The organism is Luteimonas terricola (genome assembly GCF_004352845.1).
Lineage (GTDB): Bacteria > Pseudomonadota > Gammaproteobacteria > Xanthomonadales > Xanthomonadaceae > Luteimonas > Luteimonas terricola.
Window position 1 is genome coordinate 162,258 of record NZ_SJRX01000003.1, and the last position, 18,304, is coordinate 180,561.

The 18,304-nt window shown below is 69.9% G+C and carries 12 protein-coding genes and 1 tRNA gene; 4 read left to right on the forward strand and 9 right to left on the reverse strand.

Going from position 1 to position 18,304, the window contains the following annotated elements:
* Positions 1-3 precede the first annotated feature (3 nt).
* From E2169_RS08280 to E2169_RS08290, 3 genes are read right to left on the reverse strand one after another with little or no spacing between them, the layout of a single operon-like run.
* Entirely contained in the window at positions 4-3,087 is a 3,084-nt protein-coding gene (locus E2169_RS08280; protein ID WP_132986153.1) for an efflux RND transporter permease subunit, read from the reverse strand.
* Positions 3,084-6,560 carry an efflux RND transporter permease subunit gene (locus tag E2169_RS08285; protein WP_132986154.1) on the reverse strand — a complete coding sequence of 1,159 codons (3,477 nt, stop codon included), beginning with the start codon at positions 6,558-6,560 and terminating at the stop codon, positions 3,084-3,086. Before E2169_RS08285 ends, E2169_RS08280 begins: the two co-directional genes overlap by 4 nt.
* The gene (locus E2169_RS08290; RefSeq protein ID WP_132986155.1) at positions 6,560-7,690 is read right to left on the reverse strand and encodes an efflux RND transporter periplasmic adaptor subunit; all 1,131 of its coding nucleotides are present in this window, start codon (positions 7,688-7,690) and stop codon (positions 6,560-6,562) included. The genes E2169_RS08285 and E2169_RS08290 overlap by 1 nt, the downstream gene beginning before the upstream one ends.
* Before the next feature lie 236 nt (positions 7,691-7,926).
* Between E2169_RS08290 and E2169_RS08295 the strand changes: the two genes are divergently transcribed.
* Both E2169_RS08295 and E2169_RS08300 read left to right on the forward strand, forming a co-directional pair.
* The gene (locus E2169_RS08295; protein WP_132986390.1) at positions 7,927-8,262 is read left to right on the forward strand and encodes a c-type cytochrome; all 336 of its coding nucleotides are present in this window, start codon (positions 7,927-7,929) and stop codon (positions 8,260-8,262) included.
* 8 nt (positions 8,263-8,270) lie between these two features.
* A complete protein-coding gene (locus E2169_RS08300; protein WP_132986156.1) occupies positions 8,271-8,699 on the forward strand; it encodes a c-type cytochrome in 429 nt (142 codons plus the stop codon).
* Positions 8,700-8,762: 63 nt separating this feature from the next.
* Here the strand turns inward: E2169_RS08300 and E2169_RS08305 are convergent, their stop codons facing one another.
* Both E2169_RS08305 and E2169_RS08310 read right to left on the reverse strand, forming a co-directional pair.
* Positions 8,763-10,520, reverse strand: coding sequence for a hypothetical protein (locus E2169_RS08305; protein ID WP_132986157.1), 1,758 nt, complete (start codon positions 10,518-10,520; stop codon positions 8,763-8,765).
* Positions 10,521-10,547: 27 nt separating this feature from the next.
* A complete protein-coding gene (locus tag E2169_RS08310; protein WP_132986158.1) occupies positions 10,548-11,141 on the reverse strand; it encodes an NfuA family Fe-S biogenesis protein in 594 nt (197 codons plus the stop codon).
* Positions 11,142-11,240: 99 nt separating this feature from the next.
* Between E2169_RS08310 and E2169_RS08315 the strand changes: the two genes are divergently transcribed.
* Complete coding sequence (locus E2169_RS08315) at positions 11,241-11,582, forward strand: 4a-hydroxytetrahydrobiopterin dehydratase (RefSeq protein ID WP_132986159.1); 342 nt, start codon at positions 11,241-11,243, stop codon at positions 11,580-11,582.
* Between the two features lies 1 nt (position 11,583).
* On the opposite strand, the gene E2169_RS08320 is transcribed toward E2169_RS08315, so the two are convergent.
* Positions 11,584-12,549 carry an RluA family pseudouridine synthase gene (locus tag E2169_RS08320; protein ID WP_132986160.1) on the reverse strand — a complete coding sequence of 322 codons (966 nt, stop codon included), beginning with the start codon at positions 12,547-12,549 and terminating at the stop codon, positions 11,584-11,586.
* A 457-nt stretch (positions 12,550-13,006) separates the two neighbouring features.
* On the opposite strand from E2169_RS08320, the gene E2169_RS08325 reads away from it, so the two are divergent.
* Positions 13,007-16,177, forward strand: a complete 3,171-nt coding sequence (locus E2169_RS08325; RefSeq protein WP_132986161.1) for an Rne/Rng family ribonuclease — start codon at positions 13,007-13,009, stop codon at positions 16,175-16,177.
* A 27-nt stretch (positions 16,178-16,204) separates the two neighbouring features.
* Here the strand turns inward: E2169_RS08325 and E2169_RS08330 are convergent, their stop codons facing one another.
* The 3 genes from E2169_RS08330 to E2169_RS08340 all read right to left on the reverse strand — a co-directional run bounded on the left by E2169_RS08330 (position 16,205) and on the right by E2169_RS08340 (position 18,168).
* Positions 16,205-16,855 (reverse strand): response regulator, encoded by a 651-nt coding sequence (locus tag E2169_RS08330; protein WP_132986162.1) that lies wholly within the window; start codon positions 16,853-16,855, stop codon positions 16,205-16,207.
* A 151-nt stretch (positions 16,856-17,006) separates the two neighbouring features.
* A tRNA-Ser gene (locus E2169_RS08335) sits at positions 17,007-17,094 on the reverse strand.
* Between the two features lie 105 nt (positions 17,095-17,199).
* Positions 17,200-18,168 (reverse strand): LysR family transcriptional regulator, encoded by a 969-nt coding sequence (locus E2169_RS08340; protein ID WP_132986163.1) that lies wholly within the window; start codon positions 18,166-18,168, stop codon positions 17,200-17,202.
* Positions 18,169-18,304 lie beyond the last annotated feature (136 nt).

Sequence of the window (18,304 nt, forward strand, 5' to 3'; positions counted from 1 at the left end):
CGGTCACGCCGCCGCGGCCACCACCTCGTCCCGCCGCCTCCGCGCCCTGCGCAGCAGCCGCGACGTGCCGCCGGCGAGATCGTCCAGGATCGCGTAGATCGTCGGCAGGAACAGCAGGCTGACCACCGTCGAGAACGCCAGGCCACCGGCCACCGCGCGCGCCATCGGCGAGTACGCCAGGCCGCCCAGGACCACCGTTTCGCTGAGCGAGATCGGCACCATCGCCAGGATCGCCGTGCCCATCGTCATCAGGATCGGGCGCAAGCGTTCGCGGCTGCCCTCGACCAGCGCATCGGTGCGCGACAGCCCGCGCCGGCGCAGGTTGTTGATGTGCTCGATCATCACGATGCCGTTGTTCACCACCACGCCCATCAGCACCAGGATGCCGATGAAGGCCATGATCGTGAACGAGGTGCCGGTGAGCCAGAACAGCCAGAACACGCCCAGGATCGAGAACAGCACGCAGCTCATGATCGCCGAGGGGAACAGCAGCGACTCGAACACCGCCGCCATCACCACGTAGATCATCACCAGCGCCAGCACGAAGTTGAACAGCATCTGCTTCATCGCCTGCTGGCCTTCCTCGAAGCCGCTGCCGGAGAAGCTGTGGCCGTAGCCGGCCGGCAGCGACACCGCACCCAGCACCTCTTCCATCGCCTTGCGCGCCGCTTCCATGGTCGCCTCGCCCTCGAGGTTGGCCTGGATGCCGAGCGCGGTCTGGCGGTCGTGGCGCGAGATCTCGGTCGCCGACGGCGACACTCCCATCTCCACCATGGCCGACAGCGGCACCTGGCGTCCGTCCGGCGAGCGGACCATGAAGCCGGCGATGTCGGCGGGGCCGTACTGCTGGGCACCGCTGAAGCGGACCCAGACCGGAACTTCGCTGTCGCCGCGGCGGTATTCGCGCAGCTGGGTGCCGCGCAACGCCATCGACACGAACGACGACACCTGCTCCGCGCTGAAGCCGAACGCCGCCGCGCGTTCCCGGTCGACCCGCACGGCGAGCTCGTCGGTGCGGTTGCCGTCGTCCACGCGGACGTCACGGAGTTCCGGCCGCGCCTCCAGCATCGGCACCACGTCCTCGGCCAGTTCGCGCAGCACCGCGGCGCTGTCGCCCACCAGCTGCACGCTGACGTTCTGGCCCAGGCCGCCGCCACCGCCACCCTGCCCGCCAGCGGAGGACACGCCAATCTCGGCGCGCGCCGACTTCGGAAGCGCCTTGCTGATCGCCTCCGAGAGCGGCTTGACGTCGGCAATCCCGTCTTCGAAAGTGATCATCGTTCCGGCGTTGTTGCCTTCGCTGAAGTACGAATAGATCTGCGTGATGCGGAACTCCTTCCGGTTCTCCTCCAGGAACGCCTCCACGCGCCGCACTTCGTCGGACATCTGCGGCAGCGTGTAGCCGCCATTCCATTTGTAGTACAGCTGGATTTCGCCCTGCTCGCCGCCGCCGAACATATCGAAGGTGGTCTGCGTCGCCGGCACCATGCTCACCAGCACCACCAAGGCGATCCCGAACACGCTCCAGCCGCGGTGCGCCAGGCTCCAGCGCAGCAGGCGGGCATAGCGTTCCTGCATGCGCCGGATCATGCCGCCCCTCTCGGCCACGGCCGGCGGCGTGCGCATGCGCGCCGACAGCATCGGGATCAGGCTCACCGCCACCAGCCACGAGGCCAGCAGCGAGACCGAGATCGTGATCGCGATCTGGGCCATGAAGATGCTGATGTCGTTGACCTCGCCCAACAGGTTGGGCAGGAACACGATGCAGTGGCACAGCGTGCCCGCGGACAGCGCGATGGCGACGTGGCGCGTGCCGGTAAGCGAGGCCCGCACCGGATTGCCCGGGTCGCGCTCGCGCTCCTGGTAGATGCTCTCCACCACCACCACGGCGTTGTCCACCAGCATGCCGACCGCCAGCAGCAGGCCCATCAGGCTCAGCACGTTCAGGGTGACGCCGAAGAAGTACATGAAACCCAGCGTCATCACGAAGCAGATCGGGATCGCCAGCGTCACCATCAGCGTCGACGGCCAGTGCCGCAGGAAGAAGAACAGCACCGCGATCGAGAGCAGCAGGCCGATGCCGCCGGCTTCGGCCAGTTCGAGCAGCGAGCTGGTCACCTGCTCGCCCATGTCCTGCATGACCTTGAAATCGATGCCCTCCAGGCCTGGTTCGCTGGAGGCGGCGCGCATTTCCGCCAGCGCCGAACGCGAGACCTCGACCAGGTTCGCATCGCGCTCCTTGAAGACCTCCAGGCCCACCGCCTTGCGGCCGTCCAGGCGGCGCGCGTAGTCCATGCGCTCGGGCTTCAGGTGCACCTCGGCGATGTCCCCCAGGCGCAGTCCGCTGGGGTCGATGACGAGCTCGCGCAGCTGGTCGAGCGTGCTGATCTCGCCCTGCGGCTGCACGCGCAGGCGCATGCCGCCATCCTCGATCATCCCCGCCGACACCGAGAAGTTCACGGTGCGCAGGCGCTCGGCCAGCGTGTTCAGGGCGACGCCGTGGGCGTTGAGCCGATCGGGGTCGATCGCGATCTCGACCTCGCTGGCCGGCGCGCCGTTGATCTCCACCCGGGCCACGCCCGGGATCCGTTCGAGCCTGCGCTTGAGCAGGCGGTCGAGCATGTCGTAGGACGAGGACAGGTCGACGTCGCCGGCCAGGCGCACGCGCAGGATCGCCTGGTCGCCGCTGGACCATTTGAAGACGAAGTAGCGGCGGAAGTCGTCGGGCAGCTCGTCGCGGATCGCATCCAGGCGCTCCCGCGCCTCCGAGGCGGTGATCGCGATGTCGCGCTCCCAGTCGCGGAACTCGAGGAACACGCCGGCGCCGTTCGCGCTCGCGTTGCCGCGCATGCGCTTGATGCCGGTCATCGTGGCCAGCGCCTCCTCGGCCGGACGCAGCAGGTTCCGCTCGACTTCCTCGGGGCTCGAACCCTCGTACGGCAGCTGCACGAACAGGAACGGCGCCGAAACGTCGGGCAGCGCCTCCAACGGAAGTCGGAAGGCCGCGATCAGCCCGATCACCACCAGCGATATGAACAGCATCACCGTGGTGACCGGCCGCCGCAGGCTGAACTCGGCGACGCTCATGCCGGCAGGCCCTCGGCCTCGTCGTCTTCGCCCGCGGCGATGCGCGCGCGACGCCCGCGCTCCAGGTAGTACGCGTCACCGCGGCGGTCGAGCAGGTCGTAGACCACCGGAATCACCAGCAGGGTGAGCAGGGTCGACACCAGCAGGCCGCCGATCACCGTGATCGCCATCGGCGACCGCACCTCGGCGCCCTCGCCGAAGGCCAGCGCCAGCGGCATGAAGCCGAACAGCGTCGACAGCGTGGTCATCACGATCGGCCGCAGGCGCGAACGCGCGCCTTCGACCAGCGCCTCGCGCTTGGCCAGGCCGGCCTCGCGCAGCTGGTTGATCTTGTCGATCAGGATGATCGCGTTCTTCACCACCAGCCCGACCATCAGGATCAGGCCGATGAACACCACCACCGAGATCGTGTTGCCGGTCGCGAGCAGCGCCAGCACCGCGCCCACCATCGCCAGCGGGATGGTGAACAGGATCACGAAGGGATGCAGCAGCGACTCGAACTGCGAGGCCATCACCAGGTAGACCATGAAGATCGCCAGTGCAAAGGCGAACAGCAGCGATGACAGCGACTCCGCCAGCTCCTCGCCCTGGCCGCCGATGTGCATGCCGATGCCGGCACCCAGGGAGTTGGTGGCCACCAGCGCACGCACCTCTTCCACCGCGGTACCCAGATCGATGTCGCGCAGGTTCGCCGACACCACCGCCACCCGCCCCAGGTCCGCGCGATGGATCTCGCTCGGGCCGGTGGTGGCGACCACCTCGGCGACCGCGGACAGGCGCACCGGCCGCGCCGAGCCCGGGTTCACGATCAGGTCGCGGATCGCACGCACCGAGTCACGCTCGGACTCACGGGCGCGCACCAGCACATCGATCTTGCGGTCGCGGAAGTCGTAGCGCGTGGCCACTTCGCCACGCACCGAGTTGACCACCGCATCGGCCACCTCGCGCGTGGTCAGGCCCATGGCTCCGGCGCGCTCCTGGTCGAAGACGATGCGGATCTCGGGCGCACCCTGCTCCACCGTCGATTTCACGTCGGCGTAGTGCAGGCTGTCGCGCAGCAGCGCGGCCAGGCGGTTGCCGGCATTCGCGAGCTGGTCCAGGTCATGGCCACGGAGTTCGATCTCCAGCGGGCTGGAGAAACTGAAGAGCGCCGGACGGCTGAAGTCGACCTGCACGCCCGGCTCGCCCTGCATGGTGTCGCGCAGCCCTTCGGTCAGCCGTGCCTCGACCTCGGCGCTGCCACCGCCCTCCATCACGATCGACAGGCGGCCGATGTTCTCGCCGCTGTCGGTGGGATTGGCGTCCAGGCGGGTGCCGGTGCCGCTGACGCCGAACAGCACCGAGGTACCTTCGTCGGCCGCATGCGCCTGCTGCACGCGGCGCATCAGCGCATCGGTCTCGCGCAGTGGCGTGCCGGGTGGCAGCCGCATCGTCATCTCGAAGCGGTCCTGCGCGAGCTGCGGGATCAGGTCGGTACCCAGCGTCGGCACGATGGCCATGCTCGCCGCGAAGGCGACCGCGGCGACGCCCAGCACCAGGCCCGGTCGCGCCAGCGCGCCCGGCAGCAGGCGCATATAGCCGCGCTCGGCACGGTCGTAGGGCGCCATGGCCAGGCGGCTCGCCGCACCCATGGGACGCCCCACGACCGCCGTGAGCAAGCGTCCCGCGCGGATGGCCACCCATGCGACGGAGAAGACCACGGCGCGGAAGGCCTTGCCCACCCAGCGGGCCACGAACGCGAACGGACGCTGCCAACGCGAGGTCGGGCGCCATTCCGGATGCGGCGCTTCTTCGGGGAACGCCATCGGCGCCTGCGACTTCAGCGCGCTCAGCATCGGGATCAGGGTCAAGGCCACCGCCAGCGAGATGCCCACCGCGAGCGCGATGGTCAGCGCCTGGTCGCGGAACAGCTGCCCGGCAATACCTTCCACGAACACCAGCGGCAGGAACACCGCGATGATCGTCAGCGTGGAGGCGACCACCGCCATGCTCACTTCGCGCGTGCCCGCGATCGCCGCGTCGAGGATGCCCAGCCCGCGCTCGCGCGCCTTGGCGATGCTCTCCAGCACCACGATGGAATCGTCCACCACCAGCCCGGTGGCCAGCGCCAGGCCGCCCAGCGACATGACGTTGAGGCCGAGCCCCATCTGGCCCATGAAGAAGAAGGTGGTGATGATCGAGACCGGCAGCGAAACGCCGATCACGAAGGTGCTCCAGCCGTTGCGCAGGAACAGGAAGATGATGAGGATCGCGAGCGTGCCGCCGAGGATGGCGTCGTTGCGCACGCCCGAGATCGCCGCGCGGATGAAGCGCGCCTGGTCGTCGACCACGTCGAGGCGCACGGCCTCCGGCAGTTCCTTGCGGATGCGCTGCAGCCGCTCCTCGACCGCCGCGGCCGTGGCGACGGTATTGGCATCGCCCTCCTTGTAGATTGCAAGTTCCACGGCCTCGCGGCCGTCGAGACGGATGATCGCCTCGCGCTCCTTGTAGCCCTGGCGGACCTCGGCCACGTCGCCCAGGCGCACGGCGCGCCCGTCGGCCACCGCGCGGTTGGAGGCCGCCGCGGAGCTCTGCGCCGACATCGCCGCGGCCAGCACCGAGGCGTCACCGGACGCGGCCGCGATGCGCGCGACCTCGTCGGCGCCACCGCCGCCGGAACCGGCCGACTGCGTCGCCACCAGCATGCCGCGGATCTCGTCGACGCTCGCGAACTGGTTGACGGTGCGCACCAGGTAGCGCTGCGTGCCCTGTTCCAGTCGCCCGCCCGACAGGTTGATGTTTTCCTCGCGCAGGCGCTGCACCACCGCGTCGACCGACAGGCCGATGCGCGCCAGCGCCTGCAGGTCGAGTTCGACCTGGATCTCGTCCTCGAGGCCGCCACCGACCTTGACCGCGGCCACGCCCGAGACCGGCTCGATCTTCTTCTTCAGATCGTCGTCGGCGTAGCGACGCAGCAGGGTGAGCTGGCGGATGGCGTCGCCCTCGCCGTCGTCGGCGCTCAGCGCCAGGCGCAGGATCGGCTCGGTGGACGGATTGAAGCGCAGCAGCACCGGCGGCTCGACTTCCAGCGGCAGCGCCAGGGTGTCGAGCTTGTCGCGCACCTCCAGGCTGGCCTGGTCCATGTCCGTGCCCCAGGCGAACTCGAGCACCACGTCGCTCTGGCCCGTGCGCGAGACCGAGCGCAGCTTGCGCACGCCCTTGACCACGCCGAGGGCCTCCTCGACGGGTTCGCTGACCAGGGTCTCGATTTCCTGCGGCGCGGCGCCGGTGTACTCGGTGCGCACCGTCAGCGTCGGATAGCTGATGTCGGGCAGCAGGTTGACCTTGAGGTTGCCCAGCGCGATCAGGCCGAACAGCAGCAGGCTCACCGTCACCATCGCCACCGTCACCCGGCGGCGCACGGAAAACCCGACCAGCCCATCGGCGCGCAGCGTGCCGTCCACGCCGTCGTGTTCCCTCCCCTGGTCGCTCATTACTGCTTCCCGTCGGTCTTGTCGTCGCCCGCCGCGGCGTCGGCGACCTCGACGGGTTCGTCGCCGATCACCTGCACCGTGCTGCCGTCGCGCAGCGCGATCTTGCCCGCGGTCACCACGCGGTCGCCTTCCACCAGCCCGTCGCGGACCTCGATGAAGCCGCCGTCGACGTAGCCGGTGGCGATCGTGGTGCGCACGGCCTTGCCGTCGCGGACCACGAACACCGCCGGCTCGCCATCATCCTCGAGCAGCGCGCCGCGCGGGATCGCCAATGCCGCGGCGCGGTTGTCGTAGTCGATGCCGATGCGCGCGAACATGCCCGGCTGCAGCGCGCCGTCGTGCGGATCGAAGGCGCAGACCACGCGGAAGGTGCCGCTGCCGGCATCGACCACCGGCGCGATGCGGTCGACCACGCCCACGAACTGGCGTCCCGACAGCGCATCGACCTGCATGCGGACCGGCAGACCCTCGCGCAGCGTGGTGAGGTCGCGCTCGGGCACGTTGAGCGTGGCCTCCAGCCGCGAGTTGTCCACGATGCGGATGATCGGCGTGTTGATCTGCACGAAGTTGCCGGGCTTGATCGAACGCGACGCGACGACGCCGGAGATCGGCGCGGTCACGTTGGCATAGGACAGCTCCAGCTGCGCCAGGCGCCAGGTGGCGCGGGCGTTCTCGAGGTCGTAGCGCAGCTGGTCGTGGTCGCCGACGCTGACCATCTGCTGCTTCACCAGTTCGCTGGCGCGGCGGAAGTTGGCCTCGAGCTTCTTCACCTGGGCATCGACCTGGGCAAGACTGAGCCGCGCGCGGTCGGCATCGATGCGCACCAGCGCCTGCCCGGCGCGCACCACGTCGCCCTCCTCCACCAGCACTTCAAGCGCGACGCCCGAGGTCTTGGCAACCACCTGTGCCTCGGCGCGCGCCTCCAGCGAAGCGCTGCCGCTGTAGCTTGCAGCCATCGCGCGCGGCTCGGCGGCCACGGCTTCGACGGTCACCGCGGGCGGCGCCTCGTCCTCCTTCCCGGCATCGTCCTGGGCGCGGCTCCCGCATCCCGCAAGCAGGACCAGGGTGGCCAGGACCGCGATGGCGGGACCGGCGAAGGAACGTCGGGAAGCGGCGGGAATCGGATGCATGGGAGCGGAGCCAGAATGGTGTTGTAGGAAGGTACATCACCAGCACCCGCGTCGAATCCGCCGAAGGTCATGCTTGCCAACGGCAGGGGGAATCGCCTGCGGGCAGCTGGCGCCGGGCGCGCGACCTTTAACAGGACTCCGCTGCGTCGCTATACTGCAGCGATGGCCTGCGACGGGGGATGTCGCCGGCACCAGCCTATCCCTACCCACTGATACAGGACGCGGAACCCGACATGATGCGACCGTTGCCGATCGCCGCCTGCCTTGCCCTTGCCTTCGCCGTGCACGCACCCGCCGCCCTCGCGCAGCAGACCGCTGTCGGCGATGCCGACAGCGGCCGCGGGCTGACCTACACCTGCGTTGGCTGTCATGGCATCGAGGGTTACAAGAACGCCTATCCGCACTACCACGTGCCGAAGATCGGCGGGCAGTCCACCGAGTACCTGGTCAATGCACTCACCGAGTACCGCCGGGGCACGCGCAAGCACCCCACGATGGAAGTCCAGGCACAGGGTTTCTCCGACCAGGACATCGCCGACATCGCCGCCTTTCTCTCGGGCCTGACGCAGTGAGCCGCTCCATGAAGACTTCCGCACTCGGCCTCGCCGCAGCGCTCGGCGCCAGCCTCCTGCTGGTGGCCTGCGGCGGCGCGCCCGCCGAACCCGGCACGGCGCTTGCCCAGACCGCCAACGCCCTGCCCACAGGCCGCATCGCCGACGGCGAGCTCAAGGCCAACGAAAAGGGCGCCGCCACCGGGCAGTCCTGCATCGACTGCCACGGCGCCGACGGCAACAGCCCGCTCGACCCGACCTATCCGAAGCTCGGCGGCCAGTACCGCGACTACCTCGCGCAATCGCTGCAGGCCTACCGCAGCGGCGAGCGCGACCACGCGCTGATGTCCAGCCAGGCCCGCGACCTCGACGACCAGCAGATCGCCGACCTTGCCGCGTATTTCGCGTCGCAGCCGGCGCAGATCCGCGACCTGCACGGCGTGCACAGCATCAACTGAGGCCCACGCCAGGCAGCAGCCGTCCACGAAGCCCGCCCTGCGCGGGCTTCGTGACGTCCAGGCTCAGGATTCCGGCGGCGGCGGACCCAGGCTCTCCTGGTCTTCCTGCAGTTCGCGCTTGAACGGCACGTCCGGCGGCTTGCGCGCGCCCGCGGGCTGTTCCTGCAGATTGGGATCGACGATGCCGCAGCCGCCGCCGAGCGCGAGCAGCACCGTGACGCAGCGGATCGTCTTGGTGGTTCCCGGGATCGGGATCAGCACCTCGGTGACGCTGCGCCTGACCCATTCCTCGAGCAGGTCTTCGCCGGGCAGCCAGAACTGGTCGAACGCGGTCGGCTCGTAGTCGTAAGGCGGGCGCTTCAGCCAGGTGCCGTGGCGATCGATGTTCTCGAAGTCCTCGGTGATGGTGCCCGGCGGCAACCCGCCGCCGACACGCCCGCTGTCCGCCAGCCGAGGGCTGCCGTCGGCGTTGAACAGGCCCGATGCACCCGGCGTGCCCGCCTGGCGCCCCGGCACGTGGCGCGTGGAATCGCCCCAGTCGTCGCTGGCACGCGTGGTGGGCATGGCACCCGGCGGCTGGCCGGGCTGTTGGCCCGCGCCGGGCGCGATGCCCGTGCTGCGCGTTCCACTGCCGGCATCCGGGCGGCCGCCGGGGGGCGTCGCGGCGGGGGCGGCCGCACTGCCCTCGCCAGCGACCGTGCGCGTGTCGGTTGACGATGCCTGCCCGCGCGCCGTGTCCCCGGCCCCCGCTGTCGCAGGCGCCGGCCGTGCGGAAGGCATGGGCACCTCGCGCGTGCGCACCGCGGGCGCCTCCACCGGCACCTGGCGGATCGCGGCGGCGGGCAGGCTGCGGGAAGGCTCGATCGCCACGTCGGCGACCTCGGCAAGTTCGATCCGACGTTCCACCACTGCCACGCCCTGCGGCGCAGCGTCGCGCACCGAGGCCTCCACTTCGCGCGGCACGCGCACGGTCGGCACCGGCACCCGCGTCGTCGCCTCGACGTCGATGTCGCGGCGACGCACGCTCACGTCCTGTGCCACGGCCTCCGGCACTTCGACCGCCAGGTCACGCGGCGGCGGCACCACGAAGCGGCTGTCTGGAATGTCCACCTCGGTGACCTGGAGCTCCTGACGCGCGGGCACCGATGGCGGCGCGAGCTCCGGCAGCTCGATGGTGAGCTCGCGCTCGGGCAGGGGCGGTGGGAGAACGTCGGGCGCCGCTTCCGGCGGGGCATCTACCGGCACCTGCGCCGCTTCGGGCGCGGGCACGGACGGCGCGACGCTGGCCGTCGATGCCGGCGCAGCGGCGGGAGCCGGCGCGTCCGGGGACTCCACCGGCGCCTCGGGCGCACCACCGCCGGTATCGGCAGGCGTGCCTTCGCCGATGTATTCGACCTGCAGCACGTGCTCCTCGCCGTCGCGGGCATCCTCCACGGCGCCGGGAAAATGGAAACGGGTGAACATCAGCCACGCCAGCATGACCGCGAACAGCAGGTGCAGGAGCAAGGTCGCCGACATCGACGCGATGCGCGTCCAGCGCTCGTCGCGGCTGGCGGGCTGCCAGTCCTGGCGCCACAGGGAAGTGAAGGCGCGCCAGCGGCCCAATGCCTGGACCACATCCGACGATACCGCGGGCCCGCGCGCGGCGACGACCGCGACGATATCGCCCGCGGCGGCCCCCGCCACGCGCCCGGGCTGCGCGGCCATGGCCGCGAACCAGTCGCGCCAGCCCGGCGGGAACTCACCCGGCGGCGGCGGTGGGCGCAGTGAACGCCGCATGCGGCGGCGCAGCGCTTCGATCAGTTCGGCGGAGGTGAACATCCGTCGCAGTCGAAGCGCGTCGTGGGATCAGGCCGACGCGCGCGGGATGTACGGCGCCGCGCCGCTGTCGTGATCGGTGGCATCGCGCACCGCGGTCACGCCGGGGACCTGTTCGAGCAGGGTCTTCTCGATGCCCTGCTTCAGGGTCACGTCGGCCATGCCGCAGCCGTGGCAGCCGCCGCCGAAACTCAGCACCACCACGCCCTCGGCGCTCACTTCCTTCACTGTCACGTGGCCGCCGTGCGATGCGAGCTGCGGATTGACCACGTGCTCGATCGTCCAGCGCACGCGCTCCACCAGCGAGGCCTCGTCGCCGGGCTGCACGCCCTTGATCCGCGGCGCGCGGATCTGCAGCTGGCCGCCGGTGGCGAGCGCGGTGTAGTCGATCTCCGCGCCCTCCAGGAAGGGCACGCTCTCGGCGTCGAGCCAGAGCGTGAAGCCCTCGCAGTCGAGCGCCCATTCGTCACCGCGCAGTTCATCGGGCGCAGCGAACTCCAGGCGCACGTCGGCCTGCGGCGTGCCGGGTCGCATCGCGGCCAGGCGCACGCCCATGCCGGGCACGGCCTCGCGCTCGACCAGTTTGCGGAAATGGGTCTGGGCGGAATCTGAGATCTGGATCATGGGGGTATTCTAGCCGCCCCGCCCGGGTTTGCCGGCAACGGTCGCCGGCCGTGCGCCGCGCAGCGTTCAGCAGCCGGGCCGATCCAGCAGGAGCCGACCATGTCCGACCTCATCCCCCTCGCCCGCGCCCACTGCCTGCCGCGCCGCGGTTCCGAGCACCGCCTGGCCGACGCCCGCGTCCGCGAACTCCTGCCCGACGTGCCCGAATGGACCCTGGCCGAGGAAGGCAAGGCGCTGGTACGCACCTTCCGCTTCCCCGACTACCGCCACACGATGTCCTTCGTGAACGCGCTGGCGCACATGGCCAACCGGGAGGACCACCACCCCGACCTCGGCGTGCACTACGACCGCTGCGAAGTGCGCTGGTCCACCCATGACGTCGGCGGCCTGAGCGAAAACGACTTCATCTGCGCCGCGCGCACGGACGAACTGGCGGCCTGAGTCAGGCCAGCCGGTCCAGGGCCTCGGCCAGCTCCGGCGCCAGCGGCGCGTTGAGTACGTAGGGCGCGCGCCCGGCATCGAGCGCGAATTCCAGCGATGTCGCGTGCAGGAACAGCCGGCGCAGCCCGATCTTGTCGCGCAGCCGGCGGTTGGCCTCCGCGTCGCCGTACTTGTCGTCGCCGGCCACGGCGTGGCCGATGTGCCGGGCGTGGACGCGGATCTGGTGGGTCCGCCCGGTCTCGATCCTGATCTCGCAGTACGACTGCCCACCGCGGCGCTCGAGCACGCGGAAATGGCTGAGCGAGGGCTTGCCCGCGGGATCCACCTGCACGTGGCGCTCGCCGCCCTGGCGCAGGCCCACGTGCAGCGGCGCATCGACGCTCATGACGCCGTCGGGCATCCGGCCCAGCAGCAGCGCGAGGTAGCGCTTGCGCAGTCCGGCGCCCGCGTCCTCGCGCATCAGCGCCTGGAGCTCGGTCAGGGCCGAGCGCTTCTTGGCCACCACCATCAGGCCCGAGGTGTCCCGGTCGAGCCTGTGGACAAGCTCCAGCTCCTGGTTCGGACGCAGGGCGCGCAGGGTCTCGATGACGCCGAAGCTGATCCCGCTGCCGCCGTGGCTGGCGACGCCCGAAGGCTTGTTGATCGCGAGCAGGCGGGCGTCCTCGAACACGATGCTCGCGGCCATCGCCTCGAGCAGACCGGGCGCGGGGCTGCCCTTTTCCGCCGGATCCTCGGTCCGCACCGGCGGGATCCGGACCTCGTCGCCCCCTTCCAGACGACGGTCGGCGCGGACCCGGCCCCCGTTCACGCGGACCTGTCCGCTGCGCACGATCTTGTAGACCAGCGAGCGCGGCGCCCCCTTCAGGTAGCCCAGCAGGAAGTTGTCCAGGCGCTGCCCGTCGCGGTCGTCGGAAATGCGGACAAGGCGTACGCCGCCGGTCGCTGGGGTCCTGCCTGGATCGGTCATCGGGTGCTTCCTGGGGGCTGTCTGGGGGCTGTGGACGGACGCCGTTTTGGAGCGTCCTGGCTGAATTCTTTTCTGCTACACTCGCCGAGCGAGATAAGGCCCTGATTTCGCTGGAAGTTCCCCGGCCAAAAGCCGGTCTTCCGCGAGTCCCTCCAGCGCGCGGCCACTGCCCTCGGGGTAGACATGTTAGCGGTTGGGCGGCAGGTCCTGTGATCGCCCGGTGCCACGGCACCGGCGCTGAACATGTCCCGTGCGGCGCGCAGGCCTTCCCCCAAGGATTCCTGCGCGGCCGCCGGCCCGAAACTGTGCGATATGGAAACAAGCGCTCCCGCGGCCCGCCGTGGTGTGCAGCGCTGGAAGCAACCAGGGTCGCCAGGCGCTCGCGCGCCGGCGGCAGGCCACATCCAGGCGAAACGCCCCGGCGTTCCGCGTGCGAGAGCGCGCGAGGAACGCAACAATGAAGCGCATGCTGATCAACGCGACGCAGGCAGAAGAACTGCGCGTCGCAATCGTCGATGGCCAGAACCTGTACGACATCGACATCGAGCAACCCTCGAAAGAGCAGAAGAAGTCCAACATCTACAAGGGCCGGATCATCCGCATCGAGCCCTCGCTCGAGGCCGCCTTTGTCGAGTACGGCGGTGAGCGCCACGGCTTCCTGCCGCTGAAGGAAATCTCACGCGACTACTTCGCCTCCGGCGTCGACCACAACAAGGCCGGCATCAAGGAGCTCCTGCGCGAAGGCCAGGAAGTGGTGGTCCAGGTCGACAAGGACGAGCGCGGCAACAAGGGCGCCGCCCTGACCACGTTCATCTCACTGGCCGGCCGCTACATGGTGCTGATGCCGAACTCGCCGACCGCGGGCGGCGTCTCGCGCCGGATCGAGGGCGACGACCGCGCCGAGCTCAAGAAGGCCATGGACGCGCTCGCGATCCCGGACGACATGGGCGTGATCATCCGCACCGCGGGCGTCGGCCGCGACGCCGAAGAGCTGCAGTGGGACCTGGACTACCTGCTGTCGATCTGGAAGGCGGTCGCCAGCGCCGCGCTGAGCAAGCCCGCGCCGTTCCTGATCTACCAGGAGTCGCGGCTGATCATCCGCGCCCTGCGCGACTACATGCGCGCCGACGTCGGCGAGATCCTTGTCGACACCCCGGAGATGTACGAGGAGGCCAAGGAGTTCGTCGAGCAGGTGATGCCGCACAACCTGCGCAAGCTCAAGCACTACACCGACGACGTCCCGCTGTTCAACCGCTTCCAGATCGAGTCGCAGATCGAGAACGCCTACGAGCGCACCATCCGCCTGCCTTCGGGCGGCGCGCTGGTGATCGACCAGACCGAGGCCCTGACCGCGGTCGACGTCAACTCGGCGCGCGCCACCAAGGGCGGCGACATCGAGGAGACCGCGTTCCACACCAACCTCGAGGCGGCCGATGAAGTGGCCCGCCAGCTGCGCCTGCGCGACCTCGGCGGCCTGGTGGTGATCGACTTCATCGACATGTCGTCCAACAAGCACCAGCGCGAAGTGGAAAACCGCCTGCAGGGCGCGCTCAAGTACGACCGCGCGCGCGTGCAGCTGGGCCGCATCTCGCGTTTCGGCCTGCTGGAGATGAGCCGCCAGCGGCTGCGCGCCAGCCTCGGCGAGTCCACGCAGATCGTCTGCCCGCGCTGCGAGGGCCACGGCCGCATGCGCAGCGTCGAGTCCCTGGCGCTGGCCATCATCCGGCTGGCCGAAGAGCACGCGATGAAGGACAGCACCGGACAGGTGCTGGTGCAGGCCCCGGTGGAGATCGCCAACTACCTGCTCAACGAGAAGCGCCGCGCGCTGGCCGAGATCGAGGCGCGCCACGACGCACCGATCGTGATCGTCTCCGACGAGCAGTTGCACACGCCGCATTACGAGGTCACCCGCCTGCGCACGAACGAGCTCGACGAGGAGTCTTCGAAGCCGAGCTACCGCCGCGGCACCCCGCGCAAGGTGGCGACCATCGCGCTGACCAAGGCCAACCTCAACGTGCCCGCAGCCGCGGTCACCAAGGTCCAGCACGCGCGCCCGGCGCCCATGCGTGAGCCGCGCCCCGAGCCGGCGCCGGCAGCTGCGCCTGCTCCGGCACCCGTCGCTGTGCCGGTCGCGGCCAGCGGCGGCATCGTCGGCTGGCTGAAGGGTCTGTTCGCGGGCCAGCCGGACGCGAGCACCCCGAAGAAGCCGGCCGCGGAGACGTCCTCCGGCAGCCAGCGCCGTGGCGAGCGCAGTGAGCGTGGCCCGCGTCAGGAGCGCGACGGCCGCGGCGGCAGGAACGGCGGTCGTCGCGACGGTCGTCGCGGCGGCGGCGGCGGCGAGCAAGGCCAGGGTCAGGGCGCCGGCAGGCAAGCCAAGCCCACCGGCCAGAACGGCGAGGCCGTGGCGCAGAAGGCGCCGCGCGAGAAGCCCGTGCGTGAAAAGCGCGCCGAACGGGCCGAGGGTGAGCGCAGCCCGCAGGGCCGCCAGCGCCGCGGCGAGCAGTCACAGGCGTCCGCAGGCAACGGCCAAACCGGCACCCAGGACGTGGCCGAGAAGAAGACCGCTGAGGCAGCCATCGCCGCCACCGCCACCACTGCGGCCGCTATGACCACAGTCGCCACGCAGGACGCCGGATCCGACAGGACGGTGCAGGCCGATGACGCCCGCCAGCTCGACCCCGGGGCGACTGCGGCCGACGGGACGGACCAGACCGGGCCTGCGACCACCGGGGCCGGCGGCTTCGCCGCCAACGCGGACGAGGATGCCGGCGACGGCACGCAGAAGCGCCGTCGCGGTCGTCGCGGCGGCCGTCGCCGTCGCCGTGGCAACGGTGAAGGCAGCGCCGCCGAAAGCACGTCGTCGGTGGACGGCGAGACGGCCGAAGATGCCGCCGAACTGCCGGTCGCACGCAGCTCGCAGCCCGAGTTCGACTTCACCGACGAGGCAGCGCCTGCGCGCCCTGCCCCCGCTACCCCCGCTGCCGCCGCGATTGCCGCAACCACGGCTGGAGTTGCAGCTGCACCTGCAGCCGTATCCGCGGAGACTTCGTCGCCGCCGGCACGGGAGCCGTCCACGCGACCGGACAACGCTCCGACAGAGCACGGCGATTCCGGCCAGGTCGAAACAAGGCAGGCCCAAGCCGGATCGATGGACATCGCCCAGGTCGATTCTGGCCCGGCCGAGGTAGCCGCCGCCGCGACGATGCCTGCAGCAGTGGCGGAAACCACTCCGAAGATGGGGGCCGCAGTGGATGCGGATTCCGTCCCGCACGCTGAGCCCGTGGTGGACGCACCCGTGGCGGTCCAGCCGGCGGAAGCTGTCAGGTCCGAACCGGCGTCGGCCTCCACCGACGTTGCGAACGAGGTGCAAGCGACGGCCGCGGAGGCAGTGGATTCGACTCCGGCGACCGTGCCCACGCCTGCATCCAAGGCACCACGCGGCCTGTTCGACGCCATCGATCCGGTCGAGCCGGTCCTGCCGGAAGCGGCGATCGACGCGCCCGCGCACGACACCGCAGCCGTCGCTGACGTGCCCGCTACCGATATTGCCGATGCGGCCGATGCCGCGGCTGAAGCAGCGGCCGAAGAAGAAGCGAAGCAGGACGACCAGGCGCCCAAGGGCGCCTGATCGCAGGCCACCCCCCCCCCGCGCGCGCTAGATGATGGCGTGCGCGGGGTCGGCCATGCCGTACTGGCTGGCCAGGCGCGCGAGCGCGATGCTGTCGTGCACCTGCAGCTTGTCGAACAGCCGCGTCTTGTGCGTGTTGATGGTCTTGGCGCTGAGGCTGAGGCGGCGCGCGATCTCTTCCTGCCGCATGCCCTGGATCAGCAGCATCGCAACCTCGGTTTCGCGCGGCGACAGCGCGTCGAACGGCGACTCCGTCGCATCCAGCCCCGACAGTGCCAATGACTGCGCGACCTTGCTCGCCAGGAACCGGCGCCCCGAAGACACCTCGCGCACTGCGCGCAACAGCTCGCTTGCGTCACCGCCCTTGCCGACGTAGCCGGCGGCGCCGGCGGCGATCATGCGCTTGGGCATCGGCCCGTCCTCGAGCACCGACACCACGATCACCTTCGGCCCGTACTCGCCGCGCACGATGCGCTCGGTCACCTCCAGCCCGCTGACGCCGGGCAGGTGCAGGTCGCAAAGCACGATGTCGGGCTTGAGCGCACGGATCTCCGGCAGGGCGTCTTCGCCGCACTCGGCTTCGCCCACCACTTCGATGTCGGCCTCTGCCGACAGGATCATGCGCATCCCGGCGCGTACCAGTGCGTGGTCATCCACCACGTAGACCCTGATGGTCATCCTTGTCCCCTCATGACGCGTTCGTTAACCCCTGGCAAGGAGGCTACGCCGTGCCGCAGGGGTGCCGCAAGCGAAGTGGCGACACAGTCCCGGATGCAATGTGACCATGCGTACAACCTGTGATCAAAAACCACGAAATCAGCAGGATCCTTGGCGGAAGAGGTGGGATTCGAACCCACGAACGGTTTCCCGTTGCCGGTTTTCAAGACCGGTGCCTTCAACCGCTCGGCCACTCTTCCGGGGACTTTGCACGGCATCGTCCTACAGCACGCAGGCGACGTATCCGACGCCTGCAGCTGCCGCGGCGGCGATTGTCGCACGACGCGACACCGCGGCGCGCCGGTTCAGGCAGCCACGGCCGGCTTGGCCTCATGTGCATCGCGGCCGCAGTTCTCGCAGTCCAGCCGCGAAGCTTCGATCAGCGGCGGCAGCTTCTCGGCCAGGAAGTCGATGAACACGCGCACCGCCGGCAGCAGGCCGCGTCGCGAAGCGAACACCAGGTGTGCGATGCCCTGCGGCAGGCGCCACTGCGGCAGCACGACTTCCAGTTCGCCGTTGCGCACGGCCTCGGCGCACAGCGTTTCCGGGAGCATGGTGATGCCCAGGCCCTGGCGTGCGAGCGCCATCAGCATCGGGAAGTCGCCGCCGGCCACGCGTGGCTTGAGATCGATGCGGCGTATTTCGCCATCGGCACCCTGCAGGTCCCAGCGCTGCCGGACCTCGTCCTCGTTCATGGTCATGGTGGTGTGGTCGTTGAGCTCCTCGGGCGTGGCGGGGCGGCCGGCGCGGTCGAGGTAGGTCGGGCTGGCGACCAGCAGCTCCTGGATCTGGCCGAAGCTGCGCATCACCAGGCTGCCGTCGTCGTCGAGCTTGTTGCGCACGCGGATGGCGACGTCGAAACCCTCGTTGATGACGTCGACGCGACGGTTGTTCACGTGCATCTGCACGCGGACCTGCGGGTAGCGGGCGAGGAATTCAGGCAGCAGCTGCGGCATCTGCTGCTGCGCCAGGCCCACCGGCACGCTGGCACGAACCACGCCGCGGGGCTCGGCGCTGAGGCGGTCGACCACCTCGCGGGCGGCCGTGGCCTCGGCGAGCATCGATTGCGTATGGCGATACACGCTCTGGCCGACATCGGTCACCGCGAAGCGGCGGGTGGAGCGCTGCAGCAGCCGGACGCCGAGTTCGGTCTCGAGCTGGCTGATGCGCCGCGACAGCCGCGATTTGGGGATCCCCAGAGCGCGCTCGGCGGCCGCGAAGCCACCGTGGTCGACGACCATCGCGAAGTAGTAAAGATCGTTCAGATCCTGCATGTCATACGGCTCCACTGGAACAATGGGGCAATATTTGATCAGGAAACTGCTAAAAATGCAACGATAGACCCGCGGAACAGCGCGACGCCACAGCGGTAGTCGGCGTCATCCCATTGAAGGGCAGAACTCCTGGCAA